Raw genomic sequence first — 23656 nt, 5'->3', positions numbered from 1 at the left:
ATCTGCACAGATCGGGCAGCCCGTGCGCGACCACCTGGAGTCCCTGGCGGGGCAGCAGCCCGCCGTTCCCGTCCAGCGGCACCCGCCGCCCGGCGCGGGCCGGTCCGGCGAGGCGGCCTCCGGCGTGCCCGGGCGGCTGGCGGAGCGGCTGGCGGCGCTGGACCGGGCGGCCCGGCTGATCAACAGCTCGCTCGACCTGACGGCGACGCTGCGCAACCTGGGCCGGGTGCTCGTCCCGGCGGTCGCGGACGCCCTGGTGGTGCTGGTCCGCGACCCGCTGCCGGACGTCGAGCGCGACCCGGGCCCGCCCCGGGCGCTGCGGGTGCGGCACACCCGCGGGACCAGGCTGGGCCGCAGCGCGGGGGTGCGCCCGGTGCTGCCCGGCGGCGAACTGGAACGGGTGCTGGCCCGCCGCGCCGCGAGCGGGCCGACCGTGCTGGACGACCGCCGCTGGGGCGGTCCGGCCGCCGAACTGCTGGGCGCCCGGGCGCTGGGCCGGCTGCCGGCCGGGACGGCGCTGCTGGCGCTGCCGCTGCACGGGCGGCAGGCCGCGCTGGGCATGCTGCTGCTGGTCCGCCGCCCGCGGCCGGACGGCTCCCCGGCGGGCTTCGACCCGGCCGACGCGGCGACCGCCGCCCACCTGGCCACCCACGGCGGCCTCGCGGTGGACACCGCGCTGCGCTACACCCGCGAGTGGGAGATCGCCGACGAGCTCCAGCGCTCGATGCTGCCCGCCCACCTGCCGCAGCCGCACGGCGTCCGGCTGGCGCACCGCTACCTGCCGGGCGAGCGCGGCGCGCAGGTCGGCGGCGACTGGTACGACTCGATCCCGCTGCCCGGCAACCGGGTCGCCCTGATCACCGGCGACGTGATGGGCCACTCGCTGACCTCGGCCGCCGTGATGGGCCAGCTGCGCACTTCCGCGCAGACCCTGGCGGGCCTCGACCTGCCGCCGCACGAGGTGCTGTACCACCTCGACGAGCAGGCCCAGCGGCTGGGCCGCGAGCAGCACCTGGCGACCTGCGTGTACGCGGTGTACGACCCGATCGCGGGCCGGGTGCGGATCGCCAACGCCGGGCACGTGCCGCCGGTGCTGATCGGTCCGGACGGCACCAGCGAGCTGCTGGAGCTGCCCTCGGGCGCGCCGATCGGCGTCGGCGGGGTGGACTTCGCCTCGGTGGAGCTGCCCGCGCCGCCCGGTTCGGCGCTGCTGCTGTTCACCGACGGCCTGGTGGAGACCCGGCGCCGCCCGCTGGGCACCGGCCTGGAGCTGCTGCGGGCCCGGCTGGCGGGCGGGCACCGGTTCACCCCGGAGCAGCTGTGCCAGGAGGCGCTGCGCATCCTGCCGCCGGGCGACCGGGCCGACGACATCGCGCTGCTGGCGGCCGCGTTCGACGGCATCCCGGCCGAGGACGTGGCGCACTGGCACCTACAGCCCCGGCACGAGACGCCGGGCCGGGCCCGCCGGCTGGCCGGGCACGCGCTGCGCCAGTGGGGGCTGGACCACCTCGCGGAGAGCTGCGAGCTGATGGTCAGCGAGCTGGTCACCAACGCGATCCAGCACGCCACCCGGCCGGTGACGCTGCGCCTGGTGCGCACCTCGGTGCTGCGCTGCGAGGTGGGCGACGACTCCCCGGCGCTGCCCCGCACCCGCCGGGCCGGTCCGGAGGAGGAGCGCGGCCGGGGCCTGCAGATAGTCGCCCGGTGCGCGGACCGCTGGGGGGCGACCCGGCTGGGGGCGGGCAAGGTGGTCTGGTTCGAGCAGCGGCTGGACCGACCCTAGGCGTCGGCTGCCCGCTCCTCCCCGGCCCCCCGTTCCTCCCCGGCCTCCCGCACCAGCCGTTCGAGCGCGTCGAGCACGTCCGGGCCGAGCACGGCGAGGGCCAGCGGGGGGCTGCGGCGCAGGCCGAGGACGGTGCGCAGCACGTCGGCGTGGTGGATCTCGCGCAGGGCGGCGGCGTACTCGGCGGCTTCGGCGGGCGGGGCGGCCCGCCAGGTCAGCAGCAGTGCCTTGACCACGGCGAACATCATCCGCCGGCCGCGGACGAGTTCGGGCCGCTCGTTGAGGCCGAACACCTCGATGGTGGCCTCGCCGCGGGCGGTCAGCGGGTCGTAGGCGCCGGAGTCGAGGTAGAGCCGCAGGTGGTCGGCCGGGTCCTCGCGGCAGGGGTCGATCAGCAGGCCGTCGCCGGTGGCGGGGTCGCGCGGGAAGCGGTCGCGCTTGCGGTTGCTGTTGCAGTGCGCGCAGGCCAGCAGGTGGTTCTGCCAGTCGAAGGTGCGCAGCGGGGCGTGGGCGATCGGTTCGAAGTGGTCGATGTCGGTGCCCAGGTTGTCGCCGCAGTACATGCAGCGTTCCAGGCCGGGGGCCATCTGCCGCAGCAGCAGCCGCAGTTGGGCCTTGGGCCGGACGGCGCGGCGCCAGGCGGCGCGTCCGGAGGCGGTGTCGGGGCCGGCGGCGCGCACCTGGGCGGTGGCGCGTTCGAGTTCGGCGGCCAGCCGGGGTTGCAGCGGCGGCCGCTGGAGCGGGATCACCCGTCCCGGCCGAGCAGCCGGGCGGTGACCTCGTCGACCCGGGCGGTCAGCGAGCTGTTCAGCCGGGCGCCCAGTTCGCGGTACTCGGCGAGTTCCGCGGCGGTGGCCTGTCCGGCGTACATCTTGCGCTCCAGGCGCACCAGCAGCCGGCGTTCGGCCTCGGCGGCGGGCGAGTAGGCGCTGGGCAGCGCGAACAGTTCGGAGAGCGCGGTGTCCTCGCCGCTGCCGTAGAGCACCCGTTGGCGCAGTTCCTCGTCCAGCCGGTAGGGGGCGCGGTCCTCGTCGGGGCCGGGCAGCCGGATCAGGGCGCCGGGGTCGGCGGCCTGGCAGACGTACGGGCTGTGGGTGGCGACCAGGAACTGGGTGTGCGGGAAGTGCTCGGTGAGCCAGGGGCCGATCCGCTGCTGCCAGGCGGGGTGCAGGTGCCGGTCGATGTCGTCCAGCAGGACCGGGCCCCGGTCGGGGGCGGTCGCGAGCTGGCTGACCAGGCGGGCCAACTCGGCTGTTCCGCTGCCGAGTTCGTCCAGCGGGAGCTCCAGGCCGCCGCGGGCGACGTACTGCCGCTCCGGGTCGCTGACCCGCCAGCCGTCGGGCAGCACCCGGCCCGCCAGGTCGGCGTCCAGCGGGACGCGGCGGCCCTCGGCGCGCAGCGGGTAGCGGGCGCGCGGGGTGCCCGGCGGATCGCCGACCCGCCAGCGCGGGGCCGGGTCCGCCTGGGCCCAGCCCCCGGCGCCCCAGCGCGCGGCGGGGCCGGAGGGCAGCGCGCCGAGCGCCATCGCGAGCACCAGCAGCAGCGTGCTCTTGCCGCTGCCGTTCGGCCCGGCGAACACCGTCCACCCCGGTTCCGGCGGGACCGCGAGGTCGACCTCGCGCGCACCGGTGAAGCACTTCACCCCGGACACCCTGATCCGCGACACGTACACCGGACCACCCCCTCGGGGCGATGTATGCCCACGCCCCGGCCCGCCCACCCGCCGGGGCGTCAACCGCCGTACCGCGCCTCGCCCTCACCCGTTCGGGCGGGGTTGCCGGGCGGGGCGGCCAGCCGGAGCGGGAGGCCGCGGAGTGCTTCGCGCAGGGCCGCCGCGAAGCGGCCGTACTCGGTGGTGCGGGCGGAGCCGGGCCGGTGGGCGAGGCCGATCCGGCGGCCGGGCGCGGGGTGGGCGAAGCGGACGGCGGCGAGGCGGTCGGTGCGTCCGGTCTCGACGTCGAGGGCGGTGGCGGGCAGCAGGGTGACGCCGAGTCCGCCGGCGACCAGTTGGACCAGGGTGGAGAGCCCGGCGGCCCGGGTGCTGCCGCCGGCCGGTTCGGCGCCGACCTCGCGGCAGATGTCGAGCGCCTGGTCGCGCAGGCAGTGCCCCTCCTCCAGCAGCAGCACGTCCAGGTCGAGCAGGGCGTCGCGGGGGACGTCGATCCGCCCGGCGAGTTCGTGCTCGGGCGGCACGATCAGCACGAAGTCCTCGTCGAACAGCGGGATCTCGGCCACCGGCAGGCTCCCGCCGGCGGGCAGCGCGAGCAGCAGCAGGTCGAGCCGCCCGTCGGCCAGGCCGCCCAGCAGCGAGGGGGTGCGCTCCTCGTGGACGTGCAGTTCGAGGTCGGGGTAGGCGTCGCGGACCAGCCGCAGCACGGCGGGCAGCAGGTAGGGCGCGACGGTGGGGATCACCCCGAGGTGCAGCGGCCCGGTGAACGGGCGGCGGGCGGCCTCGGCCTCCTCGGTGAGCGCGTGCAGCGCGCCGAGCACCCGCCGGGAGTGCTCGGCGATCCGCTCCCCGAGCGGGGTGATCACGACCCGGCGGGTGGTCCGTTCGACGAGCTGCGCGCCGAGCGACTCCTCCAGGGCGGCGACCGCCCCGGACAGCGCCGACTGGCTGGTGCCGATCGCGGACGCGGCCTCCCGGAAGTGCCGGTGCTCGGCGACCGCGGCGAAGGCGCGCAGCTGGGAGACGGTGGGGGTGCGGGGGGTGTGCGGGGGGTGGGGCTTCACGGGGTGCTTCCTGCCGGTCCGGTACTCCCCTCCAGTCTGCCGCACTGATCGGACTTGCCTATCGCGGCGCGCGTCAGAACCGATTTCACTGATCAGTTTCTCTGTGCGAGGCTGGGTACCGTCCGCAATCCGGACATCCCTCGTCCCAAGTTTTGGAGAAGCGACGTGCTGACGATCGGCGACAAGTTCCCCGAGTACGAACTCAACGCCTGCGTGGACCTCGACGCTGCGAGCGCCTTCGCCGAGATCAACCACAAGTCCTACGAGGGCAAGTGGCGGGTCGTCTTCTTCTGGCCGATGGACTTCACCTTCGTCTGCCCGACCGAGATCGCCGCGTTCGGCAAGCTGAACGAGGAGTTCGCCGACCGCGACGCCCAGATCCTCGGCGTCTCCGGCGACTCCGAGTACGTGCACCACGCCTGGCGCAAGGACCACAAGGACCTGCGCGACCTGCCCTTCCCGATGCTGGCCGACGTCAAGCACGACCTGATGCGCGCCTGCGGCGTCGAGGGCGCGGACGGCACCGCCCAGCGCGCGGTGTTCATCGTCGACCCGAACAACGAGATCCAGTTCGTGATGGTGACCGCGGGCTCCGTCGGCCGCAACCCCAAGGAGGTGCTGCGGGTCCTCGACGCCCTGCAGACCGACGAGCTGTGCCCGTGCAACTGGACCAAGGGCGAGGACACCCTCGACGCCCAGTCCCTGCTGGCCGGCTGACCCGATGGCGCTCGACGAACTGAAGGCCGCCCTGCCGGACTACGCCAAGGACCTCAAGCTCAACCTCGGCTCGGTGATCGGCAACTCCGACCTGCCCGGGCAGCAGCTCTGGGGCACCGTGCTGGCCTGCGCGATGGCCACCCGCTCGGCGAGCGTGCTGCGCGAGCTGGAGCCGGAGGCCCGGGCCAACCTGAAGCCCGAGGCGTACGAGGCCGCCAAGGGCGCGGCCGCGATCATGGCGATGAACAACGTCTACTACCGGACGCTGCACCTGCTCTCCGACAAGGAGTACGGGACGATGCGGGCCGGTCTGCGGATGAACATCATCGGCAACCCGGGCGTCGACAAGGTCGACTTCGAGCTGTGGTCCTTCGCCGTCTCGGCGATCAACGGCTGCGGCCAGTGCCTCGACTCGCACGAGGGCGTGCTGCGCAAGGCCGGGGTCGACCGCGAGGTGATCCAGGCCGCGATCAAGATCGCCGCCACCGTCCAGGCCGTCGCCGCGGTGCTGGACGCCGAGGCGCAGCTGCCGCAGTAGGTCCGCCGCACACCGGAAGGTCCGCCCGGGGAGAGGGTTCTCTCCCCGGGCGGACCTTTCCGCGTGCGCCGGGCGGACCTTTCCGCGTGCGGCGCCCGCCCGAGCCCGGCGGGCCTCACTGCTTCTTGGCGGCCTCGATGGCCTGGAAGACCTCCTGCCCGGCCGCGTTGCGCCGGCGCAGGTGCCCGGTGACGGTGTTGGTCACGGCGATCAGCGGGACGGCGACGATCGCGCCGGGGATGCCGCCGAGGATGGAGCCGGTGGCGACGCCGAGCACCACGGCCAGCGGGTGGACCCGGACCGCGCGGCCGAGGATGAGCGGCTGGAGGATGTGGCCCTCCAACTGCTGGACGCCGATCAGGATGGCCAGCGCGATCAGCGCCTTGGCCGGCCCGACCGTGACCACCGCGATCAGCACCGCGATGGTGCCGGTGACCAGCGCGCCGACCAGCGGCACGAACGCGCCCAGGAAGATGATCACCGCGAGCGGGATGGCCATCGGCACGCCGAGCATGAAGAGCCCGATGCCGATGCAGAGCGCGTCGATGAAGGCCACGGTGACGGTGCCGCGGACGTACGCGGTCAGGGTGGCCCACGCCTTGGGCCCGGCGCCGGCCAGCGCGTAGCGGGAGTGCCGGGGCAGTCCGCGCAGCACCCAGCTCCAGATCCGGGCGCCGTCGTAGAGCAGGAAGAAGGTGGTGAAGGCGGTGAGCACCACGCCGGTGAGCAGTTCGACGGCGATGGTGACGCCGGTGAAGCCGGCCGAGGTGAGCTGCTCGGAGTTCTTGCCGATGGCGGTGGTGATCTGGTTGGTGACGTTGTCGAGCTGGTCGGGGGTGAGGTGGAACGGGCCGGTCAGCAGCCAGTCGCGCAGCTGCCGGACGCCGTTCTGGACCTGGACGGTGACGGGGTCGAGGTTGCTGGAGACCTGCCAGAACACGAACCAGCCGACCAGGCCGATGCTGGCCAGGCCGGCCAGGAAGGTGATCGCGGCGGCCACCGAGCGGGGCACCCCGCGCCGGCGCAGCCAGGAGACGGTGGGTTCGAGCAGCGCGGAGATGAGCAGGGCGGCGATCGCGGCGAAGGCGACCAGCTTGAGGGTGTCGACCACCCGGAGCACCACGTAGAGGGCGACGCCGAGCAGCAGCAGCCGCCAGGTGGACTCGGCGGCGACCCGCAGCGACCAGGGCACCGCGTCCACCGGGTTGGCGGGCCGCCCGAGCGGGGCGGCGCCGGCCGGGAGTTCGGCGGCCGGGAGTTCGGCGACCGGGGAGTCGGCGGGCTGCGCGGGGCGCGGGGCGGGGACGGTGTCGTCGGTCCGCACGGCCGCTCCTTCCGGTGGGACGGGCGCGCCGGGGTCGGCCGGTGCGCCGTGGGCCGCGGCGAGCTGGCGGGCCGTCCGCTCGGCGCTGCGCAGGGCGGCGCGTTCGGCGGCCAGTTCGACGGCCTGTTCGGTGGCGAGGACGTGCGCCTCGGCGGAGATGGCCGCGCGGCGGCGGCGTTCGGCGGCGGCGAACAGCCCGGCCGCGACCGCTCCGATCTTGGCGATGCCGCGCCAGCGGCCGCCGCCCGGCTCTTCTTCCGTCACTGCCCGGTCTCCCCCGCGTCGGTTCCTGTCGGCCGCGGGTCGCACGGCCGTCGGTGAGGAACGCTACCCGGCGCGGGCGGGCCGGGTCTCGGGGGTGGCCCGGTCAACTACCGCTAAAAACGGGCAAATCATCGGCTTTGCGGATGTTTCACCCGGCGCGGAGGGGGAAGGGGGTGAGCAGACGGACCTTCTGCCGGCGGACCGGCCGGGAGCGGAGGAAACCAGGACCCGCTCCGCTCCCCCGCGTCCGCACCGAGCCGTCGCCGCCCGCGGCGCACTGGTCAGCGTCGCCCGGGCGGGGCGGCCCGCGCCGTCGGCGGCCGTTGCGTGCCGGTCGTCCGGTGGCAGCACGCGCGGGGCCCCGGCTCCCTCGCGGGAGCCGGGGCCCTGGTGTCGCGTGCGGGTCCGAATCGGGGGTGGCTCAGTACCAGTTGTGGGCCTGCCAGAACGACCAGGCGCCGCAGGGGCTGCCGTAGCGGCTGTTCATGTAGTTGAGGCCCCACTTGATCTGGGTCTCGGGGTTGGTCCGCCAGTCCGCGCCGGCCGAGGCCATCTTGGAGCCCGGCAGCGCCTGGACCAGGCCGTAGGCACCGGAGGAGGCGTTGGTCGCGGTGTAGTTCCAGCCGCTCTCGCGCTTCACGATCTGGCTGAAGCACTGGAACTGGGTGGGGTCGCCGACGATCTGCAGCGCCATGTCCTGGACCGAGCCGGGGCTGACGGTGGCGAGCACGCTGCGGGCGGCGGCCCGGTTGGCCTCTTCCTTGGCCCGCTTGGCCTCGGCCTCCTTGGCGGCCTTGTCCGCGTCGGCCTTGGCCTGGGCGTCGGCCGCGGCCTTCTGCCGGGCGGCCTCGGCGGCGGCCTTGCGGGCGGCGGTGTCGGCGGACACCTGCTGGGCGTCGGCCTGCCGGCCGATCCCGTCGCTGACGTTCTGGGCCTGCGCACCGGTGGGCGCGTCGGCGAGCAGGGTGGCGCTCGCGACGTCGACCGTCTGGACGGCCTTGCCCTCGCTGCCAGAGGCCGCACCCACGACGGCACCGACGGCGGTCACCGCGGTGGCGGAGGCGACAGCGACTCCCCGGACCGAGATCCGAGTCACATGGTTTCCTTCCGGCGTCGCCCGTCCTGTGACCGTAGGGGCGCGTTATCTGCCCCCTGGCACTGGCCTCCGTCGAACGCTGGTCACGGGAGGCACGGGCTCGGCCGTCCCCCGGGCGGGCCCGGAGCGGCGGTTGGATCGAGCGGCGTACGGCCTTGCGGTTGTTCAGTTGTCCACCCGCCGACCAGGGTCGCCGGGCGTGCGGTTGCCGTACGCGGGGCCTGACAGAACCCACACCATGCCGCACGCGAGCGTGTCTACGCAATTCCCTTGGCCGTGGCGGATCTCACAAACTTTTCGACCTGCGGCTTTGGCGGAACGGACGCCGAGGGGACGTCAGTTCGACTGACAGCGAAGGGGCCTGACGCTATGCGCCAGGCCCCTTCGTCCCGTTGTGTCCCGGTATGGCCTAGGGCTGGATGTCCTCCAGCATCTCGGTCACCAGGGCGGCGATCGGCGAGCGCTCGGACCGCGTGAGCGTGATGTGGGCGAACAGCGGGTGCCCCTTCAGCTTCTCCACCACGGCGACCACCCCGTCGTACCGGCCGACCCGCAGGTTGTCCCGCTGGGCGACGTCGTGGGTGAGCACCACCCGGGAGTTCTGGCCGATCCGGGAGAGCACCGTGAGCAGCACGTTCCGCTCCAGCGACTGCGCCTCGTCCACGATCACGAAGGCGTCGTGCAGCGAGCGCCCGCGGATGTGGGTGAGCGGCAGCACCTCCAGCATGCCGCGGGAGATGACCTCCTCGATCACGTCGGGCGTGGTGACGGCGGAGAGGGTGTCGAAGACCGCCTGCGCCCAGGGGCCCATCTTCTCGGCCTCGCTGCCGGGCAGGTAGCCGAGCTCCTGGCCGCCGACCGCGTACAGCGGGCGGAAGACCATCACCTTGCGGTGCTGGCGGCGCTCCAGGACGGCTTCGAGCCCGGCGCACAGGGCGAGCGCGGACTTGCCGGTGCCGGCCCGGCCGCCCATCGAGATGATGCCGATCTCCGGGTCGAGCAGCAGGTCGAGGGCGATCCGCTGCTCGGCGCTGCGGCCGCGCAGGCCGAACGCCTCGCGGTCGCCGCGCACCAGCTGCACCCGGCCGTCGGGGGCCACCCGGCCCAGCGCCCGGCCGCGCTCGGAGTGCAGCACCAGGCCGGTGTGGACCGGGAGCTGCTCGGCGCCCTCCACCTCCAGGGCGTGCTCCTGGCCGGCGAACAGTCGGTCCACCTGGTCGGCGGGGACGTGCAGCTCGGTCATGCCCGTCCAGCCGGAGGTGATCGCCAGCTCGGCCCGGTACTCCTCGGCCAGCAGGCCGACCGAGCTGGCCTTGATCCGCAGCGGCAGGTCCTTGGAGACGACGGTGACGTCGTAGCCCTCGGCCTGCAGGTTGCGGGCGACCGCGAGGATGCGGGTGTCCGCCTCGCCGCCGCCGACCCGGTAGCCGGCCGGGAGGATCGAGGTGTCGGAGTGGTTCAGTTCGACCCGGATGGTGCCGCCGAGCTCGCCGACCGGGATCGGCTCGTCCAGCCGGCCGTGCCGCACCCGGTAGTCGTCCAGCATCCGCAGTGCCTGGCGGGCGAAGTAGCCCAGCTCCGGGTGGTGCCGTTTGGCCTCCAGCTCGGTGACGACGACGACCGGGAGGACCACCTCGTGCTCCTCGAAGCGCGTCATCGCCATCGGGTCCGCCAGGAGCACGCTGGTGTCGAGGACGTACGTGCGCCGGTCAGGTGTCCGGCGGCTCTTGGAACTGACCACTAGCCCTCCAGAGCGGGTGACCCGACGTCACCCGCGGCCCACCGGCCCCCGCGGCCCCGCTGGCCGGGAGGACGGTCTGAAGGGTGTATTCCCAGGCGAGCGGCCCCGCATTCGCGCCCGCGCGAATGGCGGGATCACACCGGGTGAACGTTTTCCCACCCGTCCCACGGGTAGTGGAGCCTGACCCGGGGTCAGCGCCCCATCCGCCGGTTGCGCAGCTGGTAGTCGCGCAGCGCCCGGAGGAAGTCGACCTTCCGGAAGGCCGGCCAGTACGCCTCGCAGAAGTAGAACTCGCTGTGCGCGGACTGCCAGAGCAGGAAGCCGGACAGCCGCTGCTCGCCGGAGGTGCGGATCACCAGGTCCGGGTCGGGCTGGCCCTTGGTGTAGAGGTGCTCGGCGATGTGCTCGACGTCGAGGACCTCGGCCAGCTCCTCGATCGAGGTGCCGCGCCCGGCGTGCTCCTGGAGCAGCGAGCGGACGGCGTCGGCGATCTCCTGGCGGCCGCCGTAGCCGATCGCCACGTTCACGGTCAGCCCGTCGATGTGCGCGGTCTCCTGGGCGGCCCGCTTGAGCACCTCGGCGGTGCGCGCGGGCAGCAGGTCGAGCGCGCCGACCGGGTGGACCTTCCAGCGGCCGGCCTCGACCAGGCCGCGCACCGCGTCCTCGATGATGCCGAGCAGCGGGACGAGCTCCTCGGCGGGGCGGGCCAGGTTGTCGGTGGAGAGCATCCACAGGGTGACCACCCGGACGTCGGTCTCCGCGCACCAGCCCAGGAACTCGCTGATCTTGTCGGCGCCGCGCCGGTGCCCGTAGGCGGTGCTGCCGCCGGTGGCCTTGGCCCAGCGCCGGTTGCCGTCCAGGATCACGCCGATGTGGTGCGGGGTGTTCGCCAGGTGCACCTCGACCCGGCGGCCGTACAGCCGGTAGGCCCGGTCCAGCAGGGTGCGCAGCCCCGGCGTGCGTTCCACCACATCGCGCAGACCCATCGTGAACGGCCCCTCCGTGCTGATTGCTCCGGGTGCGAAATCCCTGCGGCAGCCTACTCCGCCCGGGTTTGCGCGCGGCAAAACCGCAGGTACCGGTCTTGTCACAGTGCGCGCACGGGGACGGCTACGGAACGGTCTCCGAATCCTTAAACCGCCCCTAAACCGGATTCCGGGTCTTGACGCTTGCCATTGGTCTAGTCCAGCGTGTGGTCAGCACCACAGCGGACCCTCCCCCACAGGCGGAGCCGCCGCGACCCCCACCGCGGCGGCTCTCCCCGACATTCCGGCGTGCCTCCCCACACCCGTACCCCCACTCCCCGCACTGGAGCCTGTCATGGCCCGTACCCTGCAGCAGCCGTCCCACCGGCGCCGCAACAAGATCCCGGCGGTGCTCGCCACCGCGACCGCGCTGGCCCTGGCCGGCACCGGTCTCGCCCTGTCGGCCGGCGGCGCGAGCGCCGCGGTCGGCAACCTGGTCACCAACGGCGGCTTCGACTCCGGCCTCGCCGGCTGGTCGTGCACCGGCACCACCGCCGCGGTCTCCACCCCCGTGCACTCGGGCACCGGCGCGCTGTCCGCCACCCCCGGCGCCGGCGACACCGCGGAGTGCACCCAGACCGTCTCGGTGCTCCCCAACACCGCCTACACGCTGAACGGTTGGGTCCAGGGCCAGTACGTCTACCTGGGCGCCCGCGGCACCGGCGGCACCGACCCGTCCACCTGGTCGGCGCAGAGCGCCTGGAACCAGCTGAACACCACCTTCACCACCGGCGCCAACACCACCAGCGTCACGCTGTACGTCCACGGCTGGTACGGCCAGCCCACGTACTACGCGGACGACATCCAGCTGATCGGCCCGGGCGGCACCGCCTCCCCGACCCCGTCGGCCTCGCCCACCAAGAGCGCCTCGCCCTCCCCGTCGGCCTCGCCGACCAAGAGCGCCTCGCCGTCCGCGTCGGCCTCGCCCACCAAGAGCTCCTCGCCCAGCCCGTCGGCCTCGGCGAGCACCCCGCCGCCGGTCACCGGCCTGCCCAAGCACGCGCTGACCGGCTACTGGCAGAACTTCGACAACGGCGCGACCGTGCAGCGGCTGCGCGACGTGCAGTCCGCGTACGACATCATCGCGGTCTCCTTCGCCGACGCGACCACCACCCAGGGCGCGATCTCCTTCACCCTGGACCCGGCGCTGGCCACCAAGCTCGGCGGCTACTCCGACGCCGACTTCAAGGCCGACATCGCCGCCAAGCACGCGGCCGGCAAGAAGGTCGTCCTCTCCATCGGCGGCCAGAACGGCGCCATCTCGGTGGGCAACTCCACCGCGGCGACCAACTTCGCCAACTCGGCGTACGCCCTGATCCAGCAGTACGGCTTCGACGGCATCGACGTCGACCTGGAGAACGGCGTCGACCCGACCTACATGGCGCAGGCGCTGCACACCCTGCAGTCCAAGGTCGGCTCCGGCTTCATCCTGACCATGGCGCCCGAGACCATCGGCATGTACTCCACCGCCGGCGCGTACTTCCAGCTCGCGCTGAACACCAAGGACATCCTGACCGTCGTCAACACCCAGTTCTACAACTCGGGCGGCATGAACGGCTGCGACGGCAAGGTGTACACCCAGGGCACCATCGACTTCATCACCGCCCAGGTCTGCACCCACATCCAGGGCGGCCTGCGTCCGGACCAGGTCGGCATCGGCGTCCCCGCCTCCACCAAGGCGGCGGGCGGCGGCTACGTCAACTCCACCGTGGTGAACAACGCGCTGGACTGCCTGGCCACCGGCAACCACTGCGGCAGCTTCGTCCCGCCGGCCAAGTGGCCGACCATCCGCGGCGCGATGACCTGGTCGACCAACTGGGACGCCGCCAACGGCAACGACTTCTCCACCAACGTCGGCGCCTTCGCGCACGGCATGCAGTAAGCAGGACAGAGAGCCGGTGCGCCGCTCCTCGAGGGTGGGGTAGGTGCACGCACAGGGGCCCGCCGTACCGCTGGGGTACGGCGGGCCCCGCCCATGGCCCGCGCCCCTCGCAGGCCGGTGCGCCCACGGATCAGGGCGCCGCCAGCACCGCCGCCAGCGTGCCCAGCAGCATCGCCGGGCCGAACGCCAGCTCGCTGCGCCGGCCCGCCCGGCGCAGCGCCAGCAGGGCCACCGCCCACAGCGCGGCGACCGCCCACATGGCGAACAGGCCCCCGTAGACCGTCCGCCAGCCGGCCAGGCCCAGGACCGCGCCCAGTGACGGGGCCAGCTTGGCGTCGCCCAGGCCCATCGGGGCGAGCAGCGCCAGCAGCAGGAACAGCAGCCCGAGGACGCCCGCCGCCAGCGCGCAGCGCAGCCACACCGCCGGGCGGTGGTCGGCGAGCGGGACGAGCGCGGCGGTGCCGAGGAACAGCGGCAGGGTCAGCGCGTCCGGCAGCCGCTTCACCGCGGCGTCCACGAAGCCCAGCACGGTGCCGAACAGGGCCAGCCACACCAGCACCGGCAGCCAGCGCCCGGGCGCCCAGGCGCCCAGGGCCGCGCCGAGCGCCGCGGCGGCGGCCTCGACGGACAGCGGCGGCGGGCCGATCCGTTCGCCGTGCCGGAGGCAGCGGCCGAGCGGGGTGGGCCGGCAGCTGCGCCACGGCTCGCCGGGCGGCACCGCGTAGCGCGCCACCGCGACCCGCAGCGGCGGCCCCGCGAGCAGTCCCAGCACGGCCCCGAGCACTGCCCCGAACATCCGGCCCTCCCCTGACGGCCCTCCCCTGACGGTCCGCCGCGACCCTACCGCCCGGGGCGTTCGCCCGTCCGTGTCCAGGTGGCGAACACCACGCGGTGATCGGCGCGGGCCGCCCGTAAAGTAGGCGGGTATGCAGGTCATCCAGTCCAGCAAGCTCGCCAATGTCTGCTACGACATCCGCGGTCCGGTCCTCGACGAGGCGATGCGGCTGGAGGAGCAGGGCCACCGCATCCTGAAGCTCAACACCGGCAACCCGGCCGCGTTCGGTTTCGAGGCGCCGCCCGAGATCCTCCAGGACATCCTCCGCAACCTCAACTCGGCCCACGGGTACGGCGATTCGAAGGGCCTGCTGTCGGCCCGGCGGGCCGTGGTGATGCACTACGAGGAGCGCGGCCTGCACGGTCTCACCGTCGAGGACGTCTACCTGGGCAACGGCGTCTCCGAGCTGATCCAGCTCGCCATGACCGCCCTGCTCGACGACGGCGACGAGGTGCTCGTCCCGGCGCCCGACTACCCGCTCTGGACGGCCTCGGTCTCGCTGGCCGGCGGCACCGCCGTGCACTACCGCTGCGACGAGCAGGCCGAGTGGTACCCGGACCTGGCCGACATCGCCGCGAAGATCACCGACCGCACCCGGGCGATCGTGGTGATCAACCCCAACAACCCCACCGGCGCGGTGTACCCGCGCGAGCTGCTGGAGGGCATCGCCGAACTCGCCCGGCGACACCGGCTGGTGATCTACGCGGACGAGATCTACGACAAGATCCTCTACGACGGCGTCGAGCACACCCCGCTGGCCACCCTGGCGCCCGACCTGTTCTGCGTCACCTTCAACGGCATGTCCAAGTCCTACCGGGTCGCGGGGTTCCGCTCCGGCTGGATGGTGCTCTCCGGCGACCGGCACCGGGCCCGCTCCTACATCGAGGGCCTCAACGTGCTCGCCTCGATGCGGCTGTGCGCCAACATGCCCGCCCAGCACGCGGTCGCCGCCGCGCTCGGCGGTCGGCAGTCGATCCGCGACCTGATCCTGCCCGGCGGCCGGCTGCTCGCCTCCCGGGACGCCGCGTACCGGCTGCTGAACGAGATCCCGGGCGTCTCCTGCGTCAAGCCGAAGGGCGCGCTGTACGCCTTCCCGCGGCTCGACCCGCAGGTCTACAAGATCAAGGACGACGCGCAGATGGTCCTGGACCTGCTGCGCGCCCAGCGGATACTGATCGTCCAGGGCACCGGCTTCAACTGGCCCGAGCCCGACCACTTCCGGCTGGTCACCCTCCCCCGCCCGGAGGAGATCACCGACGCGGTCACCCGGATCGGCGACTTCCTGTCCGGCTACGCCCAGCCGTAGCGCGGGGGCGGAGCCGGGCCGACGGTGGCGGGGTCCGCCCGGCGAGGAGGGTCTCCTCGCCGGGCGGACCCCGCGGTGCGTCGGGCCGCGACCGGAGGTCAGTCGCCGAGCCGCTTGACCAGCGCCCGGTACTCGTCCCACAGCGCGCTCGGCGTGTGCGCGCCGAACAGCTCCAGGTGGGCCGGGACCAGCGCGGCCTCCTGCTTCCAGATCTCCCGGTCGACCGTGAACAGCAGCTCGCGGTCGGCGTCGGAGAGGTCCAGCCCGTCCAGGTCGAAGCCGTCCACCTCGGGCAGCACGCCGATCGGCGTCTCGACGCCCGCCGCGGTGCCCTCCAGGCGCTCGACGATCCACTTCAGGACGCGGCTGTTCTCGCCGTAGCCGGGCCAGACGAACTGGCCGTCGGCGTTCTTCCGGAACCAGTTGACGTAGTAGATCTTCGGCAGCTTCTCCGGGTCGGCGTCCGCGCCGACCTTGAGCCAGTGCGCGAAGTAGTCGCCCATGTTGTAGCCGCAGAACGGCAGCATGGCGAACGGGTCGCGGCGCAGCTCGCCGACGGTGCCCTCGGCGGCGGCGGTCTTCTCGGAGGCGATGTTGGCGCCGAGGAAGACGCCGTGCTGCCAGTCGAAGGACTCGGTGACCAGCGGGACGGCGGTGGCCCGGCGTCCGCCGAACAGGATCGCCGAGATCGGCACGCCGGCCTGGTCCTCCCACTCCGGGGCGATGGTCGGGCACTGCGCGGCGGGGACGGCGAACCGCGCGTTGGGATGGGCGGCGGGGGTGCCGGACGCGGGCGTCCAGTCGTTGCCGCGCCAGTCGGTGAGGTGCGCGGGCGGCTCCTCGGTGAGGCCCTCCCACCACACGTCGCCGTCGTCGGTGAGGGCGACGTTGGTGAAGACGGTGTTGCCCCAGAGGGTCTTGATCGCGTTGGCGTTGGTGTCCTCGCCGGTGCCGGGGGCGACGCCGAAGAAGCCGGCCTCCGGGTTGATCGCGTGGAGCCGGCCGTCGGCGCCGAACCGCATCCAGGCGATGTCGTCGCCGATGGTCTCGACCTTCCAGCCCGGGACGGTCGGCTGGAGCATGGCGAGGTTGGTCTTGCCGCAGGCGGACGGGAACGCGGCGGCGACGTACTTGACCTCGCCGGAGGGCGGGGTGAGCTTGAGGATCAGCATGTGCTCGGCCAGCCAGCCCTCGTCGCGGGCCATGGTGGAGGCGATCCGCAGCGCGTAGCACTTCTTGCCGAGCAGCGCGTTGCCGCCGTAGCCGGAGCCGTAGGACCAGATCTCCCGGGTCTCCGGGAAGTGCGAGATGTACTTGGTGCTGTTGCACGGCCACGGCACGTCGTCCTGGCCCTCGGCCAGCGGGGCGCCGACGGTGTGCACGGCCTTGACGAACTCGCCGTCCTCGCCGAGCTGGTCGAGCACGGCCTGTCCCATCCGGGTCATCACGCGCATCGAGACGGCGACGTACGCGGAGTCGGTGATCTCGACGCCGTACGCGGCCAGCGGGGAGCCGACCGGGCCCATCGAGAAGGGCACCACGTACATGGTGCGGCCGCGCATCGCGCCGCGGAACAGGCCGTCCTCGCCCTGGAAGACGCTCCGCATCTCGGCGGGGGCCTTCCAGTGGTTGGTCGGGCCGGCGTCCTGCTCGCGCTCGGAGCAGATGAAGGTGCGGTCCTCGACGCGGGCGACGTCGGACGGGTCGGAGGCCGCGTAGTAGGAGTTGGGGCGCTTGGCCCGGTCGAGCCTGGTGAAGGTGCCCTGGGCGACGAGCTGCTCGGCGAGGCGGTGGTACTCCTCCTCCGAGCCGTCGCACCAGACGACGCGGTCCGGCTGGGTGAGGTCGGCAATCTCGTTCACCCAGTCCACCAGGCGCTGGTGGCGGGTGGGCGCGGACTCGGCGAGTGCAGAGGTCTGAGGCGGCACGATCGCTCCGTTTCACACCATCTCGGCCAGGAGACGGCTTCGCGGGGGTTGAGGGTGGTTACACGGTAGCTCCGGGTCGAGCCCTCTTCTTCGTCCAATTGGCGTCATTGACGAGATTTTTACTACGGACTGTCTGATTCGGGGGCCCGGAACTGCTCCTCGAATGCCCCGGGGAGACCTTGATCACTCGGCCCCAATGCTCCATAACGTACAAGAGTGAGGATCGCCACTTCACTACGCGCCAGTAACCTACGGTTCCGTAAGATGCTGTCCATGACCGCGGAAGCGCTGGAGCTCTTGAAGCCCAAGTGGCGTGGCTGGCTGCACGCCGGAATGTTCCCGGCCGCCCTGGCCGCCGGAATCGTGTTGATCTGCCTGGCCGACTCGACGGCGGCGCGGGTCGCCTGCGTCGTCTACTCGGTGAGCGCCTGGATGCTGTTCGGGGTGAGCGCGCTCTACCACCGCTTCACCTGGGGGCCGCGCGGCGAGGCGGTGCTGCGCCGGCTCGACCACGCCAACATCTTCCTGATCATCGCCGGGACGTACACCCCGTTCACCATGCTGCTGCTGGACGGCGCGCGACAGCAGGTGCTGCTGTGGCTGGTGTGGGGCGGGGCGCTGGCCGGGATCGCGTTCCGGGTGTTCTGGGTCGGCGCGCCCCGCTGGCTGTACACCCCGTGCTACGTGGCCCTCGGCTGGGCGGCGGTGTTCTTCCTGCCGGACTTCCTGCACAGGGGCGGCGCGGCCGTGCTGACCCTGATCGTCGTCGGCGGCGTGCTCTACACGGTCGGCGGCGTGGTCTACGGCCTCAAGCGGCCGAACCCGTCACCGCGCTGGTTCGGCTTCCACGAGGTGTTCCACGCCCTCACCCTGGGCGCGTTCATCGTGCAGTACGTGGGGGTCTCGCTGGTGGCGTACACCCTCACCTCCTGACCCCCGCTCCCCGCGGTACTCCGGCAGCTCAGTACCTCAGTACCGCACCGGCTGGGCCCTGCCCTCCAGCCGCTCCCGGGCCCGGCGGCAGCGCTCGCAGTGCGCCGCGCCGGGCCCTTCGCCCGCCGTGCGCCGGTGGGCCCGACCGCGGAAGCGGTGCGCGACCCAGGCCATCACCGCCAGCACCTCGATCGCGGAGACGCCCCAGACCAGGCGGGCCCCGCCGATCAGGTACCCGGCGATGACGGCCAGCGCGGCCAGCACACCGACCACGCCGCTCCAGAACCGCGCCGCACCGTACTCCATCGGCAAACCTCCCGCCGGCCGACAGGTCTTCTGACAGGTCGTCAGAGAACTCCCCACCTACGGTGACACGTTCGGCACGCTGCGGGGGCGAACGGGGGATCAACAACGCGTCAATTCCAGAGGGGGGAATCGCGCAGGGAGGCGTTCCGGTCGGCGCGGCCCGGCCAGCGCGGCCCGGCCGGCGGGGGTGCAGATCGGCGGGCCCGCAGGTCGGCGGACCGGCGGGCGGGAGCGCGCCGGCGGCTCAGTCGGCCAGCAGCACCAGCTTCCCGGTGACCCGCCCGCCGTCGCCCACCTCGTGCGCCTTCGCCGCCTCCGCCAGCGGGAACGTCCCGGCGATCTCGGCCCGCAGCAGGCCGCGCTCGGCGAGGTCCGCGACGCCCGCCATGCCCGCGTGGTCGGCCTCCACCAGCAGCATCGCGGTCCGCACCCCGAGCCGCTCCGCCGCCGCGGCCAGGCCCTCGGCCGGGAACGGCAGGATCGACACCAGCAGCCCGCCCCGGCGCAGCGTGCGCAGCGAGCGCAGCTGGTAGTCGCCGCCGATGGTGTCCAGCACGACGTCGACGTCGCGCACCGCCTCGGCGAAGTCGGTCTCCCGGTAGTCGACCGGCTCGTCCACCCCGATCCGGCGCAGGAAGTCGTGCTTGCCCGCGCTGGCCGTCCCGATCACGTACGCGCCGTGGGCCTTGGCGATCTGCACCGCCAGGTGCCCGACCCCGCCGGCCGCGGCGTGCACCAGCACCCGGTCCCCGGCCCGGACCTGCGCGGTGTCGACCAGCGCCTGCCAGGCCGTCAGCGCGGCCAGCGGCAGCGCCCCCGCCTGCACCGCGTCCACCGAGGCGGGCCGGCGGACGAACGACCGGGCCGGGCCGGTCACGTACTCGGCGTGCGAGCCGGCGCCGTGCGGGTACGGCAGCATGCCGAACACCTCGTCGCCCGGCGCGAACAGCGTGACGCCGAGGCCGACCGCCTCCACCGTGCCCGCCACGTCCCAGCCGAGGACGAACGGCGGTCGGCCGAGGAAGAGGCCGCTCGCCCGGTGCTTCCAGTCGGTCGGGTTCAGCCCGGCCGCCCGCACCCGGACCAGCACCTCGCTCGTCCCGGGCCGCGGGCGCGGCAGCTCCACCACGCGCAGCACCTCGGGGCCGCCGAGGACGTCCTGGCTGACCGCGCGCATCGTGCCACCGCCGTCCTGCGGTGTCTCGTGCGCCTGCTGTGCCTGGTGGGTCGGGTCGGCCTGGTGGGTCGGGTCGGTCCGGTGGGTCGGGTCGGTCCGGTGGGTCTGGTTCGTCGTCATGCCCTCCAGCCTGGCGGGCGCGCGGCCCGGCCGGGAGTGGCAGGATGGTCACCGTCCGATGGGATCACGCCAGCCCGCCAGGAGGTACGCCTTGGCCACCGCCCCGCCGCCGTCCGAAGCCCTGTCCGGAGCCCTGTCCGGAGCCCCGGCCGCGTCCGCGCCCGCCCCGCACCGGGTCGCCGTGCTCGCCCTCGACGGCGTGTACCCCTTCGAACTCGGAATCCCGCAGCGGGTGTTCGGCAGCACCGACGGTCTCTACCGGCTGTCCACCTGCACCGTCGACGGCCGCCCGGTCCGCACGAACGCGGACTTCGCGGTCGCGCCCGACCACGGCCCCGAGATCCTCGCCACCGCCGACACCGTCGTCGTCCCGCCGTACGGGCCCGTCCCCGAGAGCGCCGCGCTCGACCCCGCCACCGCCGCCGCGCTCGCCCTGGTCCGGCCCGGCACCCGGCTGATCTCCATCTGCACCGGCGCCTTCGTGCTCGCCGCCGCCGGGCTGCTCGACGGCCGCCCCGCCACCACCCACTGGGCCCTGGCCGACCGGTTCCGCGCCCTCTTCCCGCGGGTCCGGCTCGATCCGGACGTGCTGTTCGTCGACGACGGCGACGTCCTCACCTCGGCGGGCGCCGCGTCCGGCGTCGACCTCTTCCTGCACGTCCTGCGCAACGACCACGGCACCGCCGCCGCCAACCGGGCCGCCCGGATCTGCGTCGTCCCGCCCTGGCGCGACGGCGGCCAGGCCCAGTACATCGAGCACCCCGTCCCCACCGCCGGCAGCACCGGGACCGCCCCCACCCGCGCGTGGGCCCTCGCCCGACTGCACCGTCCCCTCACCCTGGCCGAACTCGCCGCCCACGCCAGCATGAGCAGCCGCACCTTCGCCCGCCGCTTCCAGGAGGAGACCGGCCAGAGCCCCGGCCGCTGGCTCACCCAGCAGCGCATCGCGCTGGCCCGCCACCTCCTCGAAGCCAGCGACCTGACCATCGACCAGATCGCCACCCGGGTCGGCTTCGCCAACCCCGTCTCGCTGCGCCAGCACCTGCACAGCGCGATCGGCGTCTCCCCCCTCGCCTACCGGCGCACCTTCGCCGGGGCCACTCCCTAGCAAGCCGGTGCCCGCCGGCCCCGCCGACCCCTCGGTGCGGGGACGGCGGGAACGGCGGGCGGGCTCGTTCAGTGCGCTCAGCTCAGTGCGCTCAGTGCGTTCAGTACGTGATGTGGGCCGTCCTGCGCCGCCGCAGGCCCAGCCCGGCGCCGACCAGGGCGGTCAGCCCGAGCGCGGCGCCGGCGGTGAGCAGCGGTGCCGTCCGGTCCGGCGCGGCGCTCGCCGTCCTGGTGCCGCTCCCGGCGTTCCCGACGCTCCCGGCGTTCCCGCCGGCCTCGGTGGCCTCGGTGGCGAAGCCGCCCGCCTTGCCGGCGGCGTCGTACCCGGAGCCGGGCAGCTTGTCGCCGTAGCGCTGCTGGACGAGGCGCTGGTAGGCGGCGACGGTGCTGCCGCGCGCGCCGACCGAGCGGCTCGCCTCGTCGTCGAGCGGCAGGACGCGGCCGTCCTTGAGCTCGTACCAGGCGTCGAGCTGGGGTTCGCGGAAGGCGGTGCCGCCGTCCGCCGCGGCCTTGGCCGCGTAGTCGCCCTCGTCGCTGCCGGAGGCGATGTTGACGACCCGCCAGCCGCCGTCCTGCCGGGCGGCCCAGACCGAGGCGCGCTGTCCGTCCGCGGCGACGGCCGTCGTCGCGGTGAACTCGACCTCGGCGACCGGGGCCCCGGCGCGGCCGGAGACGAACCCGGCGGAGAGGGTGTAGACGGGCACGGTGTCGCCGGTGAGCCGGGGGGCTGCAGCGGTCGCGGCCCGGGCCTCGTCGGCGGCGCTGGTCCCGAGCCGCTGGGTGGGCGGCACGCCCTTGCGGGCGAAGAAGTGCCCGAGCTGGTCGAGCACGGCGGGCGCCCCGGTCGCGCCGCGGGCGGCGGCGAGGTCGCCGGTGCCGAGCGCGGCGGGGGCTCCGGCGGGGGTGTCGGCGGCGTGTGCCGGGGCGGCGGCGAGGCCGAGGGCGAGGGCCGCGGTGAGCGCGGCGGCGGCGCGGGCGGTACGGACGCGGTGGCTGTTCATGACGGGGCTCCTCACGCGCCGATCCGGTACAGGGAGTGGGTCCAGGAGAAGGAGCCGTTGCTCACGTAGTAGGTGTAGTCGCCCCAGTTGTAGCGGTAGTTGGACGGCCAGGGGTCGCCCCAGTACAGCCAGTTGTTGCTGAGGTCGTAGCCGTAGAGGACGTTCATGTGGCCGCCGCCGGAGCTCCACTGGATTCGGGTCTCGACGGGCCGGCCGGCGTCGATCTCGCCCTGCACGGTGGCGTAGCGCAGGTAGCCGTTGACGTACGAGCCAGTGCTGATGCCGATCCGGTACAGCGCGTTCTGCACCTCGGCCAGGCTGGCCTGGTTGTTGGGGCAGGTGGAGTTGACGGAGCGTCCGAAGGCGAGGTTGCAGAATTGGTTCTGGCTGTAGGTGTAGCCGTAGTACGTGGCGATGGTGTTGCCGCCGGCCGCCCAGCACCAGTTGCTCTGCTGCTGGGACTGCATGGTGAGGTTGAGGATGCGCGAGGTGCCGGCCATCGCCGGGGCCTGGGGCGCGGCGGGGGCGGCTGCCGTGGTGGGGGCGGCGGCCGCCTGGGCGGGGGCGGCGGTGGCGGCCGCGCCCAGCACCGGGGCGAGGACGCCCAGGGCGAGTGCGGCGGCCGTCCGGCGCAGCCGGATCGGGAGGTGTGGCATGGGGGTTCGGCCTCCTGGCAGGGGCGAGGAGTGGATGTGGGGGGCGGCGTCCGGACGGCGCTGGACGAGCATCCGGCCGGGCCGGTGCGCGGGTCAACGGCCGTCTCCCGTACGGCGGTCGGGGTGTGAACGGGCCCGGTGGCGGTGTGAACGCGGCGGCCCTGGGCAGCGCGGGTATCTGCCGGGCCGATGACAAGGCGGGCCGGAGGTGTGAATATTCACGGTCAATCGAGGAGGTGGCCATGCAGCAGCCGTCCGCACCGTCCGACCTGGCCCTCGCCCTGCGCACCGGACCGTTCCACCTCGCGCTGCGGGCCGCGATCGCCGCCCGCGGCCTGGCCCTGCACCGGCTGCGCGAGCGGCTCGCGCAGCGCGGCGTGCGGGTCGGGGTGACCAGTCTCAGCTACTGGCAGCAGGGGCTGCGGCGCCCCGAGCGGGCCGAGTCGCTGCGGGCCGTCGCGGCGCTGGAGGAGGTGCTGGAGCTCCCCGAGCACTCGCTGACCCGGCTGCTCGGCCCGCGTCGCAGCACCCCCGACCCGACCGGCCCGGCGGTCCGCCCCTACCGGGACCTGATCAGCCCCGCCGAGGCCGTCGACGGCCTGCTCGCCGTGCTGTCCGGGCCGCCCGACACCGGCCTGCACACCATCACCCACATCGAGCGGATCAGGGTCGGCCCGGACCGCCGGCTGCTGCGCCGCGACTCCCAGCACGTGCTGCGCGCGCACCGCGACGGCATCGACCGCTACCTGGCGATCTACCAGGGCGACCCGGGCTGCGACATCGAACGCGTCCGGGTCCGGGCCGAGGAGAACTGCCGCCCCGGCCGAATCCGCCGCGACCCCGCCGCGCACATGCTGGTCGCCGAACTCCTCCTCGACCGCCGCCTGCGCACCGGCGACACCCACCTGCTCGGCTACGGCTTCGACGAGGCCCCGTCCACCGGGCCCAGCCGCGAGTACGTCCGCGGTTTCAACGCGGGCGCCGGCCAGTACGTCCTCCAGGTCACCTTCGACCCGGCCGCCCTGCCCGTCCGCTGCGATCGCTTCACCCGGCCCACCCCCGGCCGGTCCCCGCTGGAGACCGAGGAGTTGACCCTCGACGGCCACCACTGCGCGCACCTGGTGGCCGCCGACCTGCCGCCCTGCCTGCTCGGCCTGCGCTGGGACTGGGAGTAGCGGCGGGCC

At 73.8% G+C, this 23656-nt stretch carries 21 protein-coding genes; 8 read left to right on the top strand and 13 right to left on the bottom strand.

The window, feature by feature from the left end:
• Window positions 1–22 precede the first annotated feature (22 nt).
• On the top strand, window positions 23–1783 hold the full coding sequence (locus tag QMQ26_RS21845; RefSeq protein ID WP_282202425.1) for an ATP-binding SpoIIE family protein phosphatase: 1761 nt from the start codon (window positions 23–25) through the stop codon (window positions 1781–1783).
• On the opposite strand, the gene QMQ26_RS21840 is transcribed toward QMQ26_RS21845, so the two are convergent.
• The 3 genes from QMQ26_RS21840 to QMQ26_RS21830 all read right to left on the bottom strand — a co-directional run bounded on the left by QMQ26_RS21840 (window position 1780) and on the right by QMQ26_RS21830 (window position 4516).
• On the bottom strand, window positions 1780–2532 hold the full coding sequence (locus QMQ26_RS21840) for an HNH endonuclease (protein WP_282202424.1): 753 nt from the start codon (window positions 2530–2532) through the stop codon (window positions 1780–1782). The genes QMQ26_RS21845 and QMQ26_RS21840 overlap by 4 nt on opposite strands.
• Window positions 2529–3425 (bottom strand): AAA family ATPase, encoded by an 897-nt coding sequence (locus tag QMQ26_RS21835; protein WP_404813933.1) that lies wholly within the window; start codon window positions 3423–3425, stop codon window positions 2529–2531. Before QMQ26_RS21835 ends, QMQ26_RS21840 begins: the two co-directional genes overlap by 4 nt.
• A gap of 89 nt (window positions 3426–3514) precedes the next feature.
• The gene (locus tag QMQ26_RS21830) at window positions 3515–4516 is read right to left on the bottom strand and encodes a LysR substrate-binding domain-containing protein (protein WP_282202423.1); all 1002 of its coding nucleotides are present in this window, start codon (window positions 4514–4516) and stop codon (window positions 3515–3517) included.
• A 165-nt stretch (window positions 4517–4681) separates the two neighbouring features.
• Here QMQ26_RS21830 and QMQ26_RS21825 point away from each other — a divergent pair, with 165 nt between their 5' ends.
• Together QMQ26_RS21825 and QMQ26_RS21820 are read left to right on the top strand one after the other, a co-directional pair.
• Window positions 4682–5233 carry a peroxiredoxin gene (locus QMQ26_RS21825; RefSeq protein WP_014137851.1) on the top strand — a complete coding sequence of 184 codons (552 nt, stop codon included), beginning with the start codon at window positions 4682–4684 and terminating at the stop codon, window positions 5231–5233.
• Between the two features lie 4 nt (window positions 5234–5237).
• On the top strand, window positions 5238–5771 hold the full coding sequence (locus QMQ26_RS21820) for an alkyl hydroperoxide reductase (RefSeq protein WP_282202422.1): 534 nt from the start codon (window positions 5238–5240) through the stop codon (window positions 5769–5771).
• Between the two features lie 115 nt (window positions 5772–5886).
• On the opposite strand, the gene QMQ26_RS21815 is transcribed toward QMQ26_RS21820, so the two are convergent.
• The 4 genes from QMQ26_RS21815 to QMQ26_RS21800 all read right to left on the bottom strand — a co-directional run bounded on the left by QMQ26_RS21815 (window position 5887) and on the right by QMQ26_RS21800 (window position 11182).
• The gene (locus QMQ26_RS21815) at window positions 5887–7359 is read right to left on the bottom strand and encodes an AI-2E family transporter (RefSeq protein ID WP_282202421.1); all 1473 of its coding nucleotides are present in this window, start codon (window positions 7357–7359) and stop codon (window positions 5887–5889) included.
• Window positions 7360–7780: 421 nt separating this feature from the next.
• A complete protein-coding gene (locus QMQ26_RS21810) occupies window positions 7781–8455 on the bottom strand; it encodes an aggregation-promoting factor C-terminal-like domain-containing protein (RefSeq protein WP_100836552.1) in 675 nt (224 codons plus the stop codon).
• A gap of 409 nt (window positions 8456–8864) precedes the next feature.
• Window positions 8865–10196 carry a PhoH family protein gene (locus QMQ26_RS21805; protein WP_282202420.1) on the bottom strand — a complete coding sequence of 444 codons (1332 nt, stop codon included), beginning with the start codon at window positions 10194–10196 and terminating at the stop codon, window positions 8865–8867.
• 191 nt (window positions 10197–10387) lie between these two features.
• A complete protein-coding gene (locus QMQ26_RS21800; protein WP_282202419.1) occupies window positions 10388–11182 on the bottom strand; it encodes an isoprenyl transferase in 795 nt (264 codons plus the stop codon).
• A 334-nt stretch (window positions 11183–11516) separates the two neighbouring features.
• Here QMQ26_RS21800 and QMQ26_RS21795 point away from each other — a divergent pair, with 334 nt between their 5' ends.
• Window positions 11517–13103, top strand: coding sequence for a chitinase (locus QMQ26_RS21795; protein ID WP_282202418.1), 1587 nt, complete (start codon window positions 11517–11519; stop codon window positions 13101–13103).
• A gap of 130 nt (window positions 13104–13233) precedes the next feature.
• Here QMQ26_RS21795 and QMQ26_RS21790 read toward each other — a convergent pair whose 3' ends face one another.
• Window positions 13234–13899: a prepilin peptidase gene (locus tag QMQ26_RS21790; protein ID WP_159073081.1), complete on the bottom strand. Its 666-nt coding sequence runs from the start codon at window positions 13897–13899 to the stop codon at window positions 13234–13236.
• Between the two features lie 130 nt (window positions 13900–14029).
• Between QMQ26_RS21790 and QMQ26_RS21785 the strand changes: the two genes are divergently transcribed.
• Window positions 14030–15244: a pyridoxal phosphate-dependent aminotransferase gene (locus tag QMQ26_RS21785; protein ID WP_100836557.1), complete on the top strand. Its 1215-nt coding sequence runs from the start codon at window positions 14030–14032 to the stop codon at window positions 15242–15244.
• Between the two features lie 98 nt (window positions 15245–15342).
• Here the strand turns inward: QMQ26_RS21785 and QMQ26_RS21780 are convergent, their stop codons facing one another.
• A complete protein-coding gene (locus QMQ26_RS21780) occupies window positions 15343–17172 on the bottom strand; it encodes a phosphoenolpyruvate carboxykinase (GTP) (RefSeq protein ID WP_282202417.1) in 1830 nt (609 codons plus the stop codon).
• Window positions 17173–17436: 264 nt separating this feature from the next.
• Here QMQ26_RS21780 and trhA point away from each other — a divergent pair, with 264 nt between their 5' ends.
• Window positions 17437–18105 (top strand): PAQR family membrane homeostasis protein TrhA, encoded by a 669-nt coding sequence (gene trhA / locus QMQ26_RS21775; RefSeq protein WP_282202416.1) that lies wholly within the window; start codon window positions 17437–17439, stop codon window positions 18103–18105.
• Between the two features lie 36 nt (window positions 18106–18141).
• Here the strand turns inward: trhA and QMQ26_RS21770 are convergent, their stop codons facing one another.
• Entirely contained in the window at window positions 18142–18411 is a 270-nt protein-coding gene (locus tag QMQ26_RS21770; protein ID WP_282202415.1) for a hypothetical protein, read from the bottom strand.
• Between the two features lie 244 nt (window positions 18412–18655).
• Window positions 18656–19588 (bottom strand): NADP-dependent oxidoreductase, encoded by a 933-nt coding sequence (locus QMQ26_RS21765; RefSeq protein ID WP_282206584.1) that lies wholly within the window; start codon window positions 19586–19588, stop codon window positions 18656–18658.
• Between the two features lie 211 nt (window positions 19589–19799).
• On the opposite strand from QMQ26_RS21765, the gene QMQ26_RS21760 reads away from it, so the two are divergent.
• Window positions 19800–20816 carry a GlxA family transcriptional regulator gene (locus QMQ26_RS21760; protein ID WP_404813932.1) on the top strand — a complete coding sequence of 339 codons (1017 nt, stop codon included), beginning with the start codon at window positions 19800–19802 and terminating at the stop codon, window positions 20814–20816.
• Window positions 20817–20916: 100 nt separating this feature from the next.
• Here the strand turns inward: QMQ26_RS21760 and QMQ26_RS21755 are convergent, their stop codons facing one another.
• Together QMQ26_RS21755 and QMQ26_RS21750 are read right to left on the bottom strand one after the other, a co-directional pair.
• Window positions 20917–21816, bottom strand: coding sequence for a hypothetical protein (locus QMQ26_RS21755; protein WP_282202414.1), 900 nt, complete (start codon window positions 21814–21816; stop codon window positions 20917–20919).
• 11 nt (window positions 21817–21827) lie between these two features.
• Entirely contained in the window at window positions 21828–22472 is a 645-nt protein-coding gene (locus QMQ26_RS21750) for a papain-like cysteine protease family protein (protein ID WP_282202413.1), read from the bottom strand.
• A 242-nt stretch (window positions 22473–22714) separates the two neighbouring features.
• Here QMQ26_RS21750 and QMQ26_RS21745 point away from each other — a divergent pair, with 242 nt between their 5' ends.
• Window positions 22715–23647 carry a hypothetical protein gene (locus QMQ26_RS21745; RefSeq protein WP_100836564.1) on the top strand — a complete coding sequence of 311 codons (933 nt, stop codon included), beginning with the start codon at window positions 22715–22717 and terminating at the stop codon, window positions 23645–23647.
• Window positions 23648–23656: the final 9 nt, after the last annotated feature.

The organism is Kitasatospora fiedleri, assembly GCF_948472415.1.
In the GTDB taxonomy this organism is placed as follows: Bacteria; Actinomycetota; Actinomycetes; order Streptomycetales; family Streptomycetaceae; genus Kitasatospora; species Kitasatospora fiedleri.
This window is presented reverse-complemented; position numbering and strand designations above follow the sequence as displayed.